General features: G+C 32.8%; 13 protein-coding genes and 1 pseudogene. All 14 read right to left on the bottom strand.

From position 1 onward, the window contains the following. Positions 1 to 608, bottom strand: a pseudogene (locus IX38_RS21315) (hypothetical protein); the annotation flags it as partial. Continuing rightward, positions 566 to 2,560 (bottom strand): hypothetical protein, encoded by a 1,995-nt coding sequence (locus IX38_RS22215; protein ID WP_165570762.1) that lies wholly within the window; start codon positions 2,558 to 2,560, stop codon positions 566 to 568. The gene IX38_RS22215 and the pseudogene IX38_RS21315, both read right to left, overlap by 43 nt. A gap of 89 nt (positions 2,561 to 2,649) precedes the next feature. Then, the gene (locus tag IX38_RS21305; protein WP_034708051.1) at positions 2,650 to 3,354 is read right to left on the bottom strand and encodes a hypothetical protein; all 705 of its coding nucleotides are present in this window, start codon (positions 3,352 to 3,354) and stop codon (positions 2,650 to 2,652) included. Positions 3,355 to 3,356: 2 nt separating this feature from the next. Next, complete coding sequence (locus IX38_RS21300; protein WP_034708049.1) at positions 3,357 to 5,156, bottom strand: phospholipase effector Tle1 domain-containing protein; 1,800 nt, start codon at positions 5,154 to 5,156, stop codon at positions 3,357 to 3,359. A gap of 11 nt (positions 5,157 to 5,167) precedes the next feature. Then, positions 5,168 to 6,250 (bottom strand): DUF2931 family protein, encoded by a 1,083-nt coding sequence (locus tag IX38_RS21295; protein ID WP_034708047.1) that lies wholly within the window; start codon positions 6,248 to 6,250, stop codon positions 5,168 to 5,170. 84 nt (positions 6,251 to 6,334) lie between these two features. Beyond that, positions 6,335 to 8,194 carry a type VI secretion system Vgr family protein gene (locus tag IX38_RS21290; RefSeq protein ID WP_117585927.1) on the bottom strand — a complete coding sequence of 620 codons (1,860 nt, stop codon included), beginning with the start codon at positions 8,192 to 8,194 and terminating at the stop codon, positions 6,335 to 6,337. Between the two features lie 253 nt (positions 8,195 to 8,447). Then, entirely contained in the window at positions 8,448 to 8,855 is a 408-nt protein-coding gene (gene tssD, locus IX38_RS21285) for a type VI secretion system tube protein TssD (protein ID WP_034708046.1), read from the bottom strand. Positions 8,856 to 9,435: 580 nt separating this feature from the next. Continuing rightward, entirely contained in the window at positions 9,436 to 9,828 is a 393-nt protein-coding gene (locus tag IX38_RS21280; RefSeq protein WP_034708044.1) for a hypothetical protein, read from the bottom strand. After that, the gene (locus IX38_RS21275) at positions 9,825 to 10,469 is read right to left on the bottom strand and encodes a hypothetical protein (protein WP_034708043.1); all 645 of its coding nucleotides are present in this window, start codon (positions 10,467 to 10,469) and stop codon (positions 9,825 to 9,827) included. Before IX38_RS21275 ends, IX38_RS21280 begins: the two co-directional genes overlap by 4 nt. Continuing rightward, entirely contained in the window at positions 10,466 to 12,223 is a 1,758-nt protein-coding gene (locus IX38_RS22800) for a hypothetical protein (protein ID WP_131368743.1), read from the bottom strand. The genes IX38_RS21275 and IX38_RS22800 overlap by 4 nt, the downstream gene beginning before the upstream one ends. A 279-nt stretch (positions 12,224 to 12,502) precedes the next feature. After that, the gene (locus IX38_RS21265; protein WP_034708041.1) at positions 12,503 to 13,333 is read right to left on the bottom strand and encodes a hypothetical protein; all 831 of its coding nucleotides are present in this window, start codon (positions 13,331 to 13,333) and stop codon (positions 12,503 to 12,505) included. Positions 13,334 to 13,337: 4 nt separating this feature from the next. Then, positions 13,338 to 15,719: a glycoside hydrolase family 24 protein gene (locus tag IX38_RS21260; protein WP_034708039.1), complete on the bottom strand. Its 2,382-nt coding sequence runs from the start codon at positions 15,717 to 15,719 to the stop codon at positions 13,338 to 13,340. Between the two features lie 62 nt (positions 15,720 to 15,781). Beyond that, a complete protein-coding gene (locus IX38_RS21255; RefSeq protein WP_034708037.1) occupies positions 15,782 to 16,591 on the bottom strand; it encodes a DUF5991 domain-containing protein in 810 nt (269 codons plus the stop codon). A 6-nt stretch (positions 16,592 to 16,597) separates the two neighbouring features. Next, on the bottom strand, positions 16,598 to 18,280 hold a 1,683-nt coding region (locus IX38_RS21250; RefSeq protein WP_034708036.1), incomplete at its 5' end, for an N-acetylmuramoyl-L-alanine amidase.

The following is an 18,280-nucleotide window of genomic DNA, read 5'->3' as shown; positions in this document are numbered from 1 at the left end:
CCTTCTTTATTATAATACTTCCATTCTCCGAATTTAAAATTGTTTTTTACCTCGCCTTCTTCTTTTAGAACCGCTTTATAATTATCTTTGAATTTTTTACTTTTAAAATAATCTACGTAGTAATAATCAGTCCAATGCCCATATCCTTTCTTGAAAATTTTTAATTGGGTCGTCATAGGAATAATCCCTCCATTATCAGTATACACATATGATGGAACCCCACTTACATGATATAAGTATTCTGAATTTGGCAATCCATTTTCAATAATAATACTTTTGCTAAAATCATTATTTACAATAAAATTTATATAAACTTTATCCAAAGGTTTTCCATTTATACAAATTTTATCATTTTTTATAGTGTATTTCTTCAGAATTGTATGAATACTTTCGGTCAAGTTTGCGTTTTTATTATCTTTTATCTCATCTTTACTCCAATGAAGGGACTTGCTGTATTTTTCGTCTGGTGTATTTATTTGTACGGTAACCTTTTGGGGAATGGGTTCAGATTGAGCCTTTCCTTTACAACCAAATAAAATGAGAGAGATAAATAATAAGATTTTATTTAGTGGTAATATGTTTTTGCTTCGTTTTGTATAATTTTCCATTGGAATTTATTTAGTGATTTTTTATCAGTAATTCCTGTTTCTATAGTTCCATCGCAGTTAGCGTCATCTCCCCAATAATCCATAATGTTTTCGGTATGAGATCTCAAAAATTTAATGTGGTTTTTATCTATTAAATTTTTTTCATCTCTCTTTTGTCTGGCGTATTCATTATATTGTTGTTCCAATTTATTTTTGGCTTGATCATATGGTGCTTTATATTCATTAACTCTACTAGGATTCGCATTAAAAAAAGAACTATTTGTAGTTCTATAAGCATTCCATTGTCTGTCAATATCTGCTTTAGCTCTGTCAATTTCTGTTCTAAAAGCTGTTAGCTCTCCGTCAATTTTTAATTTTTCATCAGATAAGCTAATAATATTACAGGATGAATCTCTTGATAAAAAAATATGTTCTAATCCTAAAGTATGTGCTATTTCGTGGGCGTATGATTGAGGGTGGGCAAGATTAGTTCCAAATATAATGCAATGTTTATTATTTAATGGAATTGTATATGCTGAACCTCCTGCATCTTTTGTTTTAAGTGGGCATAAATAAAGTAAAATACATTTTTCTCTACTAAAATTATATAATAAATTCATTTGTTTATTAAATAAATTAACAGATTTTCCAGAATCTACCTCGAAAGCTGATGGATTAGGATTGGTAATTATACCTCTCATATTTTCATAATCATTATCTGCTATTCCAGTTCTCGTATTTTTTCCAGTGTTAGCCAAATTAAAAGTATTTGTACTTAATTCTATCTTTAATGGATTTGTATCTTTTCTATCAATCAACTTTACTTGAATTAATCCCTGATTAAGGCTATTTTCATTTAAATATTTTTCCAATCCTGCTAATCCTCCTATTTTCGCAAATTCTGCGTCAATTACACTTTCTCCAAACAAAGGGTTATCACTCATAAATGCTTTTATCACATAAACATTAATGGTATACTGCAGTTGTTCGCTATTCTTCATCACCATCATTTTTCCTACTTCTTTTTTGTCTTCTATTCCTGATGCAGGATCTTTAAGCTTTGCGAAAATTTTTATTTGTTCGTTTCTTATAAATGCCTGTCCGTCACATTTTACTTTAATCTGGTTGGTTGCCAGATAATAATCTCTTACAGCAGTTCCTCCTATACTTTTTGTTTGTTTTCCTCCTGCTATTAAAGTATTTAATGGGATGCTTGTGGGTGTTATAATAAGCTTCGGATTGCTTGATTCAAAAATAACTTCTGTAGCATCTGCAGACAAAGATTCCAGTTCTTCTACTTCTATATCCAATTCAACTTCCTGATTCATCATAATATTCAAAAAACTGCAATAATAATCTTTCCCGTAAGGTGAGACAGCATTAGTAACGTCTGTAGTTTTGTATTCTGTTTTTAATTTTGCAATGTCTAAACTTAATTCTTTATTGGTTCCACTTACAGAGGTAATAGGATAGATATATTCATCTCTCATCCAATCAAAACCAAATTCACCTTTATATGCGGATGGCCTTCGGAAATTCACCATGAATTTCTTAAGAACATTTATATTTTGGGGCACCGGTGCTCCCTTTGTATCAATACTTTCGGGTTCGTTGATCTGTCCGGAAGTTACAAACTCTATCTTCCCGGTTTCAGGCGGTATATTACCCGGCATTTTGCCTGTGCCCGGTAATGTTGATTTTTTCAGTAATACATAATTCTCCTGTACCTTAGCGGTCCCGAAATCCTGCCATTCTGTGAGGGATATCATCTGAAAACCATCATAAAATGTAAAGTTGGGAATCTGTTTTTCCACGATGGTTCCGGTAAGCTTACCTTGTGTGGTGGGTACATCATTTAAAACTTTAAATTCACCCAAATGGGCATTGAATTTTATCTTTGCCCCATGTATTGACAACAGCAAATCTTCTGATGTACTGTCTTTTTTCTCATTTTCAGCACGCTTTTCCTCCATTTTTTGGCTGTTTTCAGCTTTCACATCCTTTTCCTGTGAAGAAACCTGAGGTGACTGATCACTGGCCTCCGGAGAATCTTTTTCTTTATCTAACCTATCCATAGTAATGAATGTTTTAAATGAGTATCCCGTTTTTTGATTTCTGTAAACCCTTCCTCATAATGATCTCCTTTGAATACAAATAGCCCTCTGAAGTGATCAATATCTGTTTGATCCAGATTTTCAGGAGAAATTGTTAAGGTCATTTTCTCTCCATCTTTTACAGGAGACATAATTTCTGTAAATCCATCAGGAGATTCTCTCTTTCTCTTTGTATCAAATGACTGCAACAAGCCATTGAAAAGCAATCCAAACATATGATAACCTCCTAAAAAACCGATCAGTCTGCTTTCATCTTCAAGTACACTGCTTATCTGGCTGAAATAGTTATCTATGGATTCTCCTTTATGGGTTTCTGAAAGCTTTGCCAGAATATTCACCCATCTTAAGCGAAGAAAATTAAGGTTATTAACTTCAACAATATTTCCATCTTTATCAACTGTCAGTTCCAGCTCATCAAACAAATAACTGATTTGTTTTAAAAATTTCCCCATTGCATTATCATCGTCCGAAAAAATGAAATCAATGACTAAAACATGGTATTTAAACTGGTCTTTTTCTTCCTCTAAATAATAAACCTCAGCATGTCTTACATATTTTTTCTCAGTCAGATAAAACGGATTTTTCTGTTCTGTGACAATCGTTTCCAGCCGGTACGTTTTCTGATGAAGATTCTTCAATATATCCGGTATCATTCTTAATATATTCTTCTCTGATAATCGCTGTTGGGATCCATTCCCATCCAGTCTCTGTTGGCAGACCAATGAAGATATTCATTTCTTATTGTTCTTAATAAGCTTTGCCATCTGTTACCGTAGACTGTCACACCAGGAATATTCATGACCGGGTTGCCATCTTTATCAGTGGTTACGGTAGGATATTCAACAGGTTCTTCTGCCCTCATTTTATCATATTCTTTTTCCAGATCTTCATCACTTTTGAATGCCCAGGCTTCTTTACTGCCAAAAACATATTCGTGCAGCCTTACTTTGGCAGCAGGAAGGTGTTCATCATGCTCTATGGAATAGGTGGGTTCTGTTTTCGTTGTGATCTTGTGATCATAAAGTCTCACCCCCTGTTCTTCCATAAAATGCAGTGGAATATAGCTGTACTCTTTTCGCAGAAAGCGGGTCCCGGTAATTTTCCGGTACACATTTCCGAACGTTAAAATATTGAGTGCCGTATTGCTGATCTCAATCTGATCTTCTTTAAACCAATGTTCATCAATTAACTCCTGCATTCGGTTTTTTAATGCCCAAAGCGGTTTGTGATTGGATGTTTCGATTTCATCGACCACTTCCATTCCATTTTCATAAGCTCCTCCGATGTCACAATGAACCCCGGGAAATTCTTTTTCAATACTTCCCGGAAACCTGGTTAACGAGAAGTTTTCACGATGTTCGTTCGTTGCAGTAAAATGAACCGCTTTAAAATAAGGCCCGGGATTTTTTAATTGCAGCTGTTCCACATCATCGCCAAAATAGTGGGCAGGTCCTAATGTGGAATGAACCATCCCTTTGTATCCCACTCTTTTTATAGTTCCCATATCTCCGAATTCCTCATAAGATGAAACGGTCTCATAGACTCCTATAAAACGAATGTCCAATGTTAACTCTTCAAGCTGTTCGGGAGATAAGATTTTCTTACTTAAAAGATAATATCCTAAAAAACCGAATTTTGGAAGTTTCCCATCTATAAGATACTTGGGATCTACTTCAGTTTTATCTTTATCTATCCAAATATCTCCATATTCAGGAACCATAACGGGACCTTCATGGGCGTATGATCCAACCTCTTTGTATCCTATTATTTTTCTTGATTTTTTGATTTCAATATCTTTTGGCCTTTTTTTACCATTAATTTCATAAACAAAATTTCGCGCAGCTGCAGCACCACGGCTGAATCCAAAAGCGTCTATGGTGATTTTTGTTAATTTCTTTTTTGAAACAGCTTTTTTTATAAGTACCTTAATCCTGTCAGCCATTTTTTCGCATCCTTTTCTCACTTTTCCTCTCACTCCTGATTCACCGGAACCATACTGAAAGCCATCATCCACATCTCTGCTGTTATTTAATGTACCAATTCCCTCTACATAAACTGCATAATCAATCTGTTCACAACATTGATACATCCGGGCCACATTGGTATAATCATTACTGAAGCTATTATCAACGCCCTGGCTGTCTAGCCACCCTCTGTGGCTTCCTTTGAGATACCGGTCGCGTTCTGAATCATTTTCAGTGATGTCACTGCTTTCCAGATTATCAAATTCTTCTTCCTGCTGTTCTCTTGTTTTTTTTATCGCTTCTTCTTTCGCCAGTATTTGCTCTTTGGTATCCGTACTTTCTATTTTATTTTTGCCATCTCTGTATTTCTCCCTTAACTCCGTGTTTTTGAGATTATTTAGAGTACCATCGAAAAAAATGCCTATTTCCAGATGCAGTTCATCTATAGGAGGAGCAGCATTACCTGTATTATACACCAATGTTTTTCCCATAATTTTTCGTTTTAGAAAACTTCTACTTTATCAGCTTTTATAAAAGCGACTTTACCATTCTTGCCTTTCAGTTGTATAGTAAAATAGCTGTTTGCTTCATTTACTTTAATTACAATATCAGCTTTAGTTGAAGCCGGATCTTCTCCAAATACAGTTTTAAACGCTTCAAAGCTTGATTTTTCATTCAGATCACAACTCGCTCCATATTCCTTATTATCACTGCCCATAAAGTCAAAAACTATTCTTGTCGGCATTGCCCTTTCTGTATGTTGAGCCAAAGAAATTTTTGCAGCATCAAGCTGTTCCATTTCTCCATTAATCATGTTGATTCCAACATCTGTTAATGGGTTGAGCTTTGCTTTTTCCGGAAGTTCAAAAACAGGCTTCCAACTGTAACGTATTCTATATTGATCCCATATTCCAAAAGGAATAGGTTTTCCTTTATTTTCTTCCCGTACCTTTGCCGGAATGATTTGTTCACGGGTATGCACCATTTCCAGATAATCTTTCCGCCAAAAACGGTTTTCATGGCTATCCAGTTTTGCAATTTCCGATTCCGGAATCGTTACTTTCTTTCCCTGATATCTGCCTACTTCTTTCTGGACACCTACACCAGCTACCCAAACCACAACAATTCCGCCGGGAGCCATTCCCACGCCAATTCTATCATAGTTTAAATGCTCTGTTTCTCCACTTCCGTTAGTAACCTTTACTTCATAGCCTTTGCTGAAATACGATCTTAATTTAGCGGTATCAACAGGTGTATCAATCAGATAAAACTGGTTTTCCATATAAGACATCCAAATAAAATCCAGACGGGAAGGAAGGCTTTTAAAACCATTACTCATTCCATTATTGATAGAACCCCAGGTATTTCCGCCGGGAATGATGCCAAAACCTAATCCAACCCACTCTCCTCCTTCACATTCCATGCCTCCTTTGTATACTTCCATCGGATATCCTAAGGAAGCAGAGGTTCCCTCAGTCCATTCATATTTTGTCATAGCTTTTGTTTTTTGATGCTCTTTCTTTTCCTGACACGAGACCTGAATGAAGAATAATAAGCTCAGTAAATATTTTATTGATTTGTTCATTGTTTAGAAAAATTATTCTTTAACACATTCATACATCTGAATTTTTTTTAATAATAGTTTTAATCTTTGAATTCAAATCTATATTTAGCCTTTGTTCACTTTGGCGTCTATTTTACCAAGCATTTTGGCAACACCTGCGCTTTGCAATAAAATGTCACCATTTTTTGCGTTATGTGTAGTGGTAGATGTGGTCTCCTTCAAATCTCCCGTTATATTAATGGTTTTATTTTCATTAACGGTCTGTTTATAATTCTTTGAAGTGAACTGATGATCATTGATAACATTAATGGCATTATCATTTCCTACACTTGTTTTCATATCTTTTCCAACATTAATATTAAGATTCTCACCGGCATTGAAAGTCATATTTTTGGGAGCTGTAACCGTAATGTTTCCTGCTCCATCCATGAAATAATTGTTGCCGCTAGGATCAATAATATTGACACTTCCTTCCGCATCATTCATTAAAATCCTGATTCCGCTTCTCGTCTGTATGGATTTTAAATGATTGTCTATGCCTCCTCCTAAGGCTGTTCCGCCATGAAACATTCCTCCCATCACAAAAGGCCTGTCTGGATGGTTGTGTACAAAACCTACCATTACCTGATCACCGACTTCGGGTACGGCTACATATCCTCTGTTCTGGCTGATCTTATCTGTTCCCCCAGCATCCGGGGCCATCATCCGGATAAAATTAGTATTGTCGTTCATCTGCCAGTCGAATCTTACGGTTACCCTGCCCTGTCCCTGAGGATCAGTATTGGATATGACGGTGGCGATCTGCGGCTGTGCAATGGGTACAACAAAGTCCGGTTTTGGTATATATCCTGTATCTGAAGCTATAGCTTCAAATTTCCCCGTGTAGTTTCCCAGGGTATCAACTTCATGAATAACTTCGGTCATCATCAGCTTTGTAAAATAGGATGTCTGGCTACTATCTGTTTTCCGCATTTTAATATCAGCAATACATCCAGGGTATAAAAAAGGAAGGGTTGTTCCTCCTGATACGGTAAAGACTTCTACAGCCCTGCTTCCTGACGCAGAGGTTTGGGAAATGACCACATCCATATCGGTAGCAGCTTTTATCGGCGCAACCTGCAGTGATGGGGTTTTGAATATTCCTTCATTGTTTTGATAGGCGGTTTTCGCTAAATTTCCCACATGCTGTATAGGAGTTTCCCCGGAACTGAGCTTAGTATTGGAACTGCTGTTATATCCGTAAAAACTGGGCTTGATATGTACTGCCTTTAATTCAACACTAACATCGGAAACACTACTTCCATATATCAGCTCTAATGCTTTATTTTGGGGAGGCATATTTCCGAAGTGCAGAATTTCACCATCGTAATAAAACTGTTCTCCATAGGCTTCTGCCATCCTGCAAAGATAATTGTAGTGTGTTTCTTCATACTGAGCACTATATAGAATCTGAGAAGATGCTTTTGCATTGATTTTTACATCAAACTTACTGCTTTCGATTCCCTGCTTTATGATGTCTGTTGCAATGATGCCCATATTTACAGGCTGCGTTCCACCAAAACTTTGGGTATGAGGAGCAGCATCCAATAAGATGGTGGGACTGTAGCCTTTCAAGACTATATTTCCAAGACTATGATTTTCCTGGCTAAACCCTACTTTTGTAATAACCCCTACAAAAGTTCTTTCCGGGCTATTTTCAACGTCTTTATATGTGATATTTACAGTCAGTCTTTCTCCTAAAAATCTATTGGCCTGTTCAAGCTCATGATTTTGTTTTTCAGACAGGGTATCATTGGCAAGGATAAGCTCAAATTCATGATGCTTTCTTACACTTTGCTGCAGACGGAAATATTTAAAATGTTTGATGATCTTACCATCAATCACAATATCCAGTTTTACCACACGGTTGATTCCAGGAATATTATTCTCTGTAATCTTGTCAGAATTTGAGATATCTTTATCCATATTATTTAATGTATTTTTTGGGTTCTTACTTTAAAAAATTAAAAAAATATACAGATGCTCTATAAAGTTAAAAAAAATTATTGGTGTGAATTATATTGTCAGACCTATTTTTAAACTCTAATAAATGGATGAGCGATCTTATCCATTAATATCTGAATGGTGATCATTATAAACTAAAAAGACAGAACGGCATTCCTAACGCCGGATACACCATTCTGTCTGATATTTTTTTAAATTTTTAAGAAATTGTGCTCTAAGAAGCAGGCCATTCTGCCTTGTAAGAAGAGTTACCCAGGTCGATAAGTTCTGCACTTACAATAAAACTGACGTACATACTGTTTTCATCCACTGCATCGAAATCCACTTCATGCTGAATCACATATCCGTTTTCCCATTTCAAAGTAGTTAGTGTTCCTTCTTCGTGAGATTTGTTGAATGTAACTTCTCCTGTTGTAGGTTTGTATTTTCCGTTTAGAAGACTTTCCAGAATATCAGACTTTTCTGTAGCTTCTACTGTAATTTTGATCAGTGCATTAGAGGGATCTGATGCTACTCTTCCAGATACGTCTGTGGAACGGGACACACTATAATTAAGTTTTAGTAGTTTCTGCCCTTCGCCACCGTTGAATTTTAGAATTCCTCTTGAATTTTTTTCTGCCATGATTCGTAAATTTTAATGATTAATATTTTGTGATGTGATGATTTTTATTTCACTAAATATAGAATACATATTTTAGAAAAATGCTGTTTAATGCTAAAATGTCAAAAAGTGTAGTAGTACTACTACTAACAATTGTTAGGCTCAATTAATATTGTAAATCAAATATTTATAATATTTAAAGGGGCATTCAATTTATTATAAGTATGGCTTTTGCCTTATTTCAAAATATTTTTTTAAGAGCTTAAATACTTTTCTTCTTCAGTGCCTCAGACTGTTTTTTGCGCATTATAAAGCATGGAATTATTCAATTTGTAATCTTCCCTTACTTAGTCACACTCAAAAGTAGAGTTTTTGGTTAATAATTTCCTGTTGTCTTTGTTGGAATTTTGTTGGAATGTGGGAAACTCGTTGGTCTTGGCTTGGTCAAGTTTTCCATATTTCAATAAATTATGAGATTTACTTCCTCCGATTGATCTTCCTTCAGAATCACTAAATCTGTTAAAAGTGAGATCATCAAAGCTACAATCTAACATGGCTCCAATAAATGCAGCAAGAGTTACATCATTTATGACAGAATTTACTATTGTACTTTTTTAAGTTTTAACCATTTATCATTATTAAATCTCCCTGATTTTATGTAATAAATATTTTCTATTTTTTTAATATATATTGTGTTAATTCTACTATCACTTGAACAAATTCCTTCTCCAATATATTTTGATACTAATATTTTATTTTTATTTTTTTTAATAGAGTATTCTCCTTCGCAATAAGCTTCTGTGGAAATATTTGTATCTACTCTCAAAAACATTTTACTTTTCTCAAAATGAAGCTCAAATTTCATATCAATTAAATTTCCTGTTCCAATTTCATCGACTTCGGTTATAATTGTATAATTACCTGAAGGATATTTTTGAGCACAGCTATTTAAAAATAAGAATAATAGAAAAAAAGAAAGGATATCTTTTATCATTTTATATTTGTTTTTATGAATTTACCATCATTGTTTATTTTGAATTCATATGTGTTTTTATATTCTTGACTTTCTTCACTGCAATAGTAATAGTCAAAAATTTTAATTATATCATTATCCAAACAAAATTCTCTATAACCACTACATTCACTAGTAAAAGTAGAAGCAACTATTAAATTATCTATATTTTCTTGTTTATTATTAAAAGTTTGAATTTCAATTCTTGGTTGTATTATTTCAGAATTGAATAAATAAGCATAAAAAATTGCTGTTATATTTTTATTAATATTCATTCTTTTAATAGCAAAAGCATGATCATTATAAGGATAATTGAAAAAATAATTTTCATTTTTAGAGATAAAATCTTTTGTTCCTTTATGAAATTTATTATTCATTAAATCATTATTATTTTTTATTAAGTGATGGTAGGTCAAAAAAGTGTCCAAATCAACTTGATAATAATCACTTTTAGGCAATGTATCTATTTTTATACAAAATGGTTTTTGAATTACATCTAGATCTTTAAGAGTATCTTGGAAAGCAGTAATATCATTTTTTTTTGTATCAGCTTTTGAATAGTTGTTTTGTTTACATGATATACATATAATAATAACTAAACTTATTAATATACTTTTCATCATTCTTTTATTGTTTTAATTTGACTGTGATCGAACCCTGTAAGATGCAAATGATGATAATGGCGATAACCACCTTTCCCTAATTTTACCATATGTTTTGTGTGATTAAGCAAATAATTCTTGTTTCCGTTATATGTAAAATGTTCCGAATACATATCCTCCAATCTGCCCCAATAAAATTTATATAAAATATCGTTAAAATTATTTTGCAAAGGAATATCAAAATGTGTGCTTTGTAATAATGTCGGTTCTGCTTTTTTATTTTTGGATAAATATCTTAAATCTCCTTTTTCTCCATTTCTGTGTGAACTACTCCCTCCTGTAGATTTTGCTTCGTAATTACTAAAACCATTAAATCCTAAATAATCTACATTCATATCTGCCATTGCTCCTAATAAACCTGCATAACAATCAGGGTTTATATAATATCTTTCACTATCAGTATTTAATGTCAGAAACTTCAATTTCACATCATCTTTTGCATATCCTTTAAATTCTCGAATATCTATTAACTCTACATCATTTTTACCTGCAACATTTCCTTTGTTCATTTCTTTTGTCAATTTAAAATTGAAAATACCTAAAATGTATTCCTTTCCATTTTTATGAAATACATATTTGTATTTCTTTTTATATTCTTCTTTTATTTCTTTAGGTATATGTTTTTCTATTTTCCCTTCAGCATAAATATGATAAGTTATTACCTCATTTGCATCAAATGTATCTGAACTAGAGTTATTATTTCCACACTCAAAAGAATCTTCTTTATTTACTAATCCTAAAGTAAATGAATCATACGCACGAATAGCCAGTTCTTTTTTACTTATACCATTATTATCTTTGTCTACGGATTTGTTTGATTCATAATATTTTGATTTTTTGGAATATAGAATTGTATTATCATCACTACCATTCATTTTGGATGGTGAAAAAACTACTAAATATAAATCCGCCAATGTGAGCTTCGTGGTAATTTTGTTGTTTTCTTTCCACATAGCAATATATTTTTCTGCATAATCCAATTGATCCAATTGCGTCATTAAAGCCAATTTTCTTTTTGTAAGTGATAAACTATACCGCTTATTTAAATCTGTTATTGCTTCTGGTGTAAATTGAATAAGACCGACAGCGCCAGCAAAATTTTCTGAAAGTTTTAATACTTCTTCTTTTGTTAATGGTACATAATCATATATAGGTTTACCATTTTTTCTATGACCAACAACTTTCAATTCAATTTTAGAGGGGGAAAATGTATGGGCACTTTCTACATACATTACAGCCATAAAATGATTTGGATCAAAATTTTGTCTTTTACTTATTTCAACAACTTTCTTTCTAAAATTACAATTTACATTTGGATGCCCTCCCCAAACTAAATCATATTGTTGACAAGCACAAGTTCCATCTTGTTTCTGGGTAGGTGTTTTTCCAACTCCAGTCATACTCACAGCTGGTTCCGCAACCTTAATCTTTGGTGCAGAATCATTCACATTAATAACTTCAGAATCTACACTTTGACCTGCATATTCTATCTCTAAGAAATATTCCTGCTCATTGCCCTCCTTCCAATCGTCTCCATCTTTACGCATTTGAGCAGTGAGAAATAGAGTGATAAAAGTCTCATCTCCTCCCAAGATATAATCCTTTTCAAACAATAACACATTACTTATATCATCCTCCCAAATTTTTAGTCTTACTGTTTTACCTGCCATATTCTTTGAGATAATCTTCGCTTTTACATGAGTTCCAAATTTCATGCTTTTGTAAGGCTTCCCGACCATATCTACAAATTCTGCATTTATGATTTTTCCTTGTGGATCCGGAGATTGGGTCTTCGCTTTTGGTGTGATGGGTGTTTTGTAAGTATCTTTTTTAGGAGCAGGAGGTGGTGGTACAGGTCTTTGATTGGGTTGCCGTTTTGCAGGAGGTTTTGTTTCTCCACTTTTATTTCCACTTGTTGGGGCGGGATTTGGATGATGCGAAGGATTTTTCTGTTGTTATATCATAATCAGTTTTTCGGTATTACTTTACTCAATTTAATCATGACACTTTTTTAAGATAACTTCTTTATTATTATTCTCTTGATTAAATTCGCTATCTGTAATTTCTCGTTTCTTTGTTTTTTTATTATAAAAACCATACCAATAAATATTATCACCTTTTTTTTTGATATAACATATCGGCTTATCATTTAAATAATCTTTCCAAGGCAATTGTGCTCCAAAACTTCCACTGTCTTCAGGAATTTCTTTCAATTTATAAGCGATTCCTTGTTCAAAATCATATCTTTTAATTTCTATTAAATGAATATAAATTTGATTAAATAAAACGACAAGAGATGCTTCATTATTTTTAATACTAATACTACCAATTCCGTCTTCACAATTTAATTTCCATATCCCATCTATTGAATACGATTCTTCAGTGGAGACAATTTTTTGTGGGTTCTCAAAATCTTCAACAGAAATACAATCTTTATTGGTACCTTTTAATTTTTTTATATTATTTAGATTAGGTTTATTAACGTAATATTTTGTGTTATTATCATTAATTACCTTAGCAATTCCTTGTTTTTTATTAATCCAAGAAATATTATATTTCTCATTTTCATTAATATATAGGAATGTAGAATTTTCATTTTGAATAACATGGTGGATTTTAAATTTATTTTCTTCCATTGTGCCATGATCAAAAATACTATCATGTTGAATTTCCAGCCATTCTCCATCATAACCACATTTAATTATAACATATTCATTTCCTTGTTTTTTAACTTCATACCATGTTGTGTTAAAACTAGAAACATCATTTTGCCCTTTGCATGAGCCTATTAAAAAAAAGATTAAAACTAATTTTAAATATTTCATTTTGTTATTTTTTCTTATTTTTTCTTACTTGGGTGACAGTATATGTTTGACCACTATAAACCGTTGTTCCTTTTAAAGAATAATCATTTTCCAAAAACAGCTTATTGTTTTTACTTGCTCCTTTATTTTCATATTTAGTTCCAACATCATAAAATCGATAATAAATTTTCCCATTATCACATCCCTTACCAATTATGACAACAAAATGATCTGTTGTACCTTCATTTAAAGCACCTCCTTTATAATTTAATGCATGATCTACACCAACTTGAACAGGCTTTTCATCATTAAGTTGGTCATCAATATATTGTATAGCTTCCTTAGATACGGAAGTGTTTATTATTAAAGAAGTATGGTTCTTATTTTCCATAGCAGTTTGATATTTATCCACTTCTACTTTCGATGTACTTGCTAATCCTACTTTATTAAGAATATCATCACAGGTTTTCTTACACGCAATACCTTGTGCTTTTGAATTCCCCCATTTTGAATCAAATTGTGTCTGCCACTTAACCTTATCTGTTACATCATAATGATCTTGTTTACAATGCTGACAGTCACCTATTAGTGATGGCTTATCATTTTTAGTTCTACCTGTGCAACAATCATAATCAAAATCTTTTAAAAAACCTTTCTTTAGATGCAAAGGACTTATATCCGACAGTTCTTCCTTTAAAAATTTATTATAATGCTCTATACATACCTTTAATGGGGTAGCTGGTTGTAACTTTCCTTTATATTTATAGTGACTTTTATCATTATTTTCTGGTAAGCTCGCCCATATGAAACATCCATCTTTTTGTATAGCGTTTTCAATTTCATTTTTAATAATAACGCCTATTAAATTAGGACGTTGTGCTTTCATAAGTGCTATACAAATTTTGTCTTGAGATTCAGCACTAAAATCAGAAATTTTATATTTTTTTATATAATCATGATCTTTATTATAAATTCCTGTCTTTTTTTTATCGTCATCTAATTCCTCTCCATTTAACCACCACCAAGTATATCTCATAACTTGGTACGCTCCTGCAGCAGTAGAACCCCCATAATTTTTTTGTGGGTGTGTGCTTAGATCTGTTATTTTATTTCCCCCAAAAGCAGTAGTATATCCTGATTGAAAATTATGTGTAATATAAACAGTTTCATTCTTTTTTGTTTCTTTATCATATTTCAAAGCTTTAATTAACTCTCCTGTTCCTTCTCCAACACGCACCATTCTTATAAATGCTCTCACTTTGGCTTCACATTCACATACTCCTTTTTCATTATTTTTTCCTTCCTTATTAGTCCCAACTCCCGTCATACTCACCGCTGGCTCCGCAACCTTAATCTTTGGTGCAGAATCATTTACATTAATCACTTCAGAATCTACACTTTGCCCTGCATATTCTATCTCTAAAAAATATTCCTGCTCATTGCCCTCCTTCCAATCGTCTCCATCTTTACGCATTTGAGCGGTAAGAAATAGAGTGATAAAAGTCTCATCTCCTCCCAAGATATAATCCTTTTCAAACAATAACACATTACTTATATCATCCTCCCAAATTTTTAGTCTTACTGTTTTACCTGCCATATTCTTTGAGATAATCTTCGCTTTTACATGAGTTCCAAATTTCATGCTTTTGTAAGGCTTCCCGACCATATCTACAAATTCGGCACTTATAATTTTTCCTTGCGGATCCGGAGATTGGGTCTTCGCTTTTGGTGTGACGGGTGTTTTGTAAGTATCTTTTTTAGGAGCAGAAAGTGGTGGTACAGGTCTTTGATTGGGCTGCTGCTTTGCAGGAGGTTTTGTTGCACCACTTTTATTTCCGCTTGTTGGGGCGGGATTTGGATGATGCGAAGGATTTTTCAAATTCACATTGTTGCTGGCTTCCAATTTCCCAAAATATTCTGCTGTAGCATAATATTCGTGGGTTTTACCTTCGTTTTTATCTCCTTTGGCAACCTGTATATTAGCCATGAATGAGGCCATTGTATAAGTCGCCATGTTAAAATTTGCTTTGGCAACACCCTTTTTTACCGTTCCTGGAACAGGAAAAGCATTTATTTTGTTAATTGAATTTATTGTATTGTGTCCTTCTCCTTTGGCATCATCTTCCCAAAGGGTAAATTGTACGGTTTCTCCTTCCATATCCGTACAATAGGCTTTCACAGTTAAAGTATCAGAATAGCTTAATGGCTTTGTTACTTTATTGCCGTTAATATCCAATAATTCGATTTTATTAATCTTAGGCTGTCCTGCTCTTTTAGGCTTTACTATGAGTTCTCCTGTATTTTCTCCTTTTGTGACACAAATTTTAACACCTTTTCGGGTAAGGCTGCTTTGATTAAAAGTATAAGGAGCTGTATCGCCTTGCTTACTATTTCCTGTAGTTTTCAAAGGAGTTTCAACTTTTATGTCGTTGAAAGAAATATTCTTCCAAAGGATTTCTTCCTATTTTGTTATTTTGTTTTTTTCAATAAAATGTCTGTATTATATTTCCAATTTTTATCTGCTATGATCTCGCTCCTTATATAATATTTATTTTTTTTTTTAAATAATACTCCTAATGTATCATTGTTATTATGAGGTGACATTCCATCTCCATCAATTTGCTTTATATACTTTATTATTATTCTATCATTACTTTTATCCATAGTACACAAATCTGTAAAATATGTTTTATAACCTAATCCTGAAAATGTGCAATTATTTTTTTTGATACTAATATCATAATCAATAGACATTTCTGAGAATTCATCCAATTTACCATGATCAACAGTTAATGAGTAGTCTCCATAAAATTCTGTAGGAATATTATAGACAATTTCACTTCTATTAGTTGAAATCTCATCTTCAGCAGCATCGCTTTCCTCCGCCTCTTTAGGGAAATACTTATAACAATCGGGCGAATTGCAACCATAAATTTCACTACCTAAATAATAATACCCTCCTGCATTAATTATAAAGTCTTTAATTATTCCAGCTACTTTAACTTTCCCTATGATTTCACAAGGCAAATTTCCATAGGCGTAATGTAAAATATGTTCATCAATTTTTTCAGACTTTTGTATAATATTTATAATATCTTCATTACTTAGTTTCCAATTTTTTATTTTCGAATAATCTTCATTTGAAGAATTGTTTTTTCCACAAATAGTATTACTTTTTTCAAGCACTTCTATCTGATTCTTGTTTTTTATTTCTTTTTCTCCTTGTCCTTTGCAAGATTGTATAGTAAAAAAAGAAAATATTAAAAAAATATATTTCATTTGACTTTATTTAAAATATGGTGTTATCGCTTTTAATACATATTCTCCTTCTCCTTTTGTTTTACTAGCAACATGTTCATGGCAGTGTAAATCCTCGAATTCTAAAGAATAATATTTCAATAATGCCTTAGAAAGACATGCTACAGATTTAGCTTGTAATTCTGTCAAATTTTCCCAACCAACAATTTCTTTATCTTTTACTGTAGGACTACCATTTTTATCAATAGGCATTCCAACAACTTCAATACCTATTGATTTAGAATTCCAACCTTTTGCGTGATTTGTTTTAAAATCTAAATGTGCTGTTTGTGTAATAACTCCATCTTTACCGACTATAAAATGTGTTCCATAATAAACTCCATCTCTTTTATTACTGAAAGCATTAATAGTGGATTGTGTTGTTTTAGTAACAGTTCTATGTAATATTATTCCAGATAGTTTTTTAGAATCAATAAATTTAGATCGTTCCAATACTGAAACTCTATTTTTTATAATCTGAGAGTTATCAATAAATCCATCTTTAATTTCTAATATATCTAACTGGCAAATACAATTTGTTTTACAATCTGTTTTTGTTTCTTGCTTTTCTTTAGATTTTTCTTTATTTCCACATTCAAAATCCTTTTCCTTATTGGCAAGGCCTTCCGTAACATATACTTGAACTTTTGTTTTTATTTCAGATTTTGTTACTTTACCATCTCCATTAATACCTAATCCTTTATTCTTCTCATAAGCATTAACTCTTTTTTGCTTCAATTTATCGCTTTCCATATCTCTGTCTAATTTTGAAAGCTTATCTGCGAAAACAACATGCTCAGGCAATTGAGACGAAGCGGGAAATAATACTTGCAGATAAAAATCTACAAATTCGACATCTTTATCCCTTAATGGTTCAAAGTGTTTTTTAACATAATCCAATTGATCAATAGCGGTCATATCAGCAAACTCTTTTACTCTTTTTAAATACCAATCTTCTCTTTGTTTAGTTTTTTTATTATATTTTTTTCCATAATAATTTTTAACAATCTCAATTGTAACTTCTTTACCAAGTAACGATTTAGCAGTATCAGGCATAAATTGTATTAATCCCGTACCTCCTGAATTGGCTTGGTTTGGTGCATCCGGTTTAAAAGTACTTCCACTTTCCCATTTAAAAACAGCCATAAGGTTATTCGCCATTTTTATTTTATTTTTTTCTCCCCACAAGTCTGCACAAATTTCAACAACTTTCATTCTAAAAGCACAATTCACATTTGGATGACCTCCCCAAATTAAATCGTACTGCTGGCAAACACAAGTTCCATTCTGTTTCTGGGCAGGTATTTTTCCAACTCCCGTCATACTCACCGCAGGCTCCGCAACCTTAATCTTCGGTGCAGAATCATTTACATTAATCACTTCAGAATCTACACTTTGCCCAGCATATTCTATCTCTAAAAAATATTCCTGCTCATTACCCTCTTTCCAATCGTCTCCGTCTTTACGCATTTGGGCAGTAAGAAATAGAGTAAAAAAACTTTCATCTCCTCCCAAGATATAATCCTTTTCAAACAATAACACATTACTTATATCATCCTCCCAAATTTTTAGTCTTACTGTTTTACCTGCCATATTCTTTGAGATAATCTTCGCTTTTACATGAGTTCCAAATTTCATGCTTTTGTAAGGCTTCCCGACCATATCTACAAA

The sequence above is a fragment of the Chryseobacterium luteum genome (assembly GCF_000737785.1).
In the GTDB taxonomy this organism is placed as follows: domain Bacteria; phylum Bacteroidota; class Bacteroidia; order Flavobacteriales; family Weeksellaceae; genus Chryseobacterium; species Chryseobacterium luteum.
Note: the sequence above shows the minus strand (reverse complement) of the source record. Positions and strands in the feature narration are given on the sequence as shown.

What these genes read in the sequence shown, in the direction of transcription:
- IX38_RS22215 (WP_165570762.1), bottom strand. Translation starts at nt 2,560, where the DNA reads ATGGAGGAAAAGCGTGCTGAAAATGAGAAAAAAGACAGTACATCAGAA.
- IX38_RS21305 (WP_034708051.1), bottom strand. Translation starts at nt 3,354, where the DNA reads ATGATACCGGATATATTGAAGAATCTTCATCAGAAAACGTACCGGCTG.
- IX38_RS21300 (WP_034708049.1), bottom strand. Translation starts at nt 5,156, where the DNA reads ATGGGAAAAACATTGGTGTATAATACAGGTAATGCTGCTCCTCCTATA.
- IX38_RS21295 (WP_034708047.1), bottom strand. Translation starts at nt 6,250, where the DNA reads ATGAACAAATCAATAAAATATTTACTGAGCTTATTATTCTTCATTCAG.
- IX38_RS21290 (WP_117585927.1), bottom strand. Translation starts at nt 8,194, where the DNA reads ATGGATAAAGATATCTCAAATTCTGACAAGATTACAGAGAATAATATT.
- tssD (WP_034708046.1), bottom strand. Translation starts at nt 8,855, where the DNA reads ATGGCAGAAAAAAATTCAAGAGGAATTCTAAAATTCAACGGTGGCGAA.
- IX38_RS21280 (WP_034708044.1), bottom strand. Translation starts at nt 9,828, where the DNA reads ATGATAAAAGATATCCTTTCTTTTTTTCTATTATTCTTATTTTTAAAT.
- IX38_RS21275 (WP_034708043.1), bottom strand. Translation starts at nt 10,469, where the DNA reads ATGATGAAAAGTATATTAATAAGTTTAGTTATTATTATATGTATATCA.
- IX38_RS22800 (WP_131368743.1), bottom strand. Translation starts at nt 12,223, where the DNA reads ATGAAATTTGGAACTCATGTAAAAGCGAAGATTATCTCAAAGAATATG.
- IX38_RS21265 (WP_034708041.1), bottom strand. Translation starts at nt 13,333, where the DNA reads ATGAAATATTTAAAATTAGTTTTAATCTTTTTTTTAATAGGCTCATGC.
- IX38_RS21255 (WP_034708037.1), bottom strand. Translation starts at nt 16,591, where the DNA reads ATGAAATATATTTTTTTAATATTTTCTTTTTTTACTATACAATCTTGC.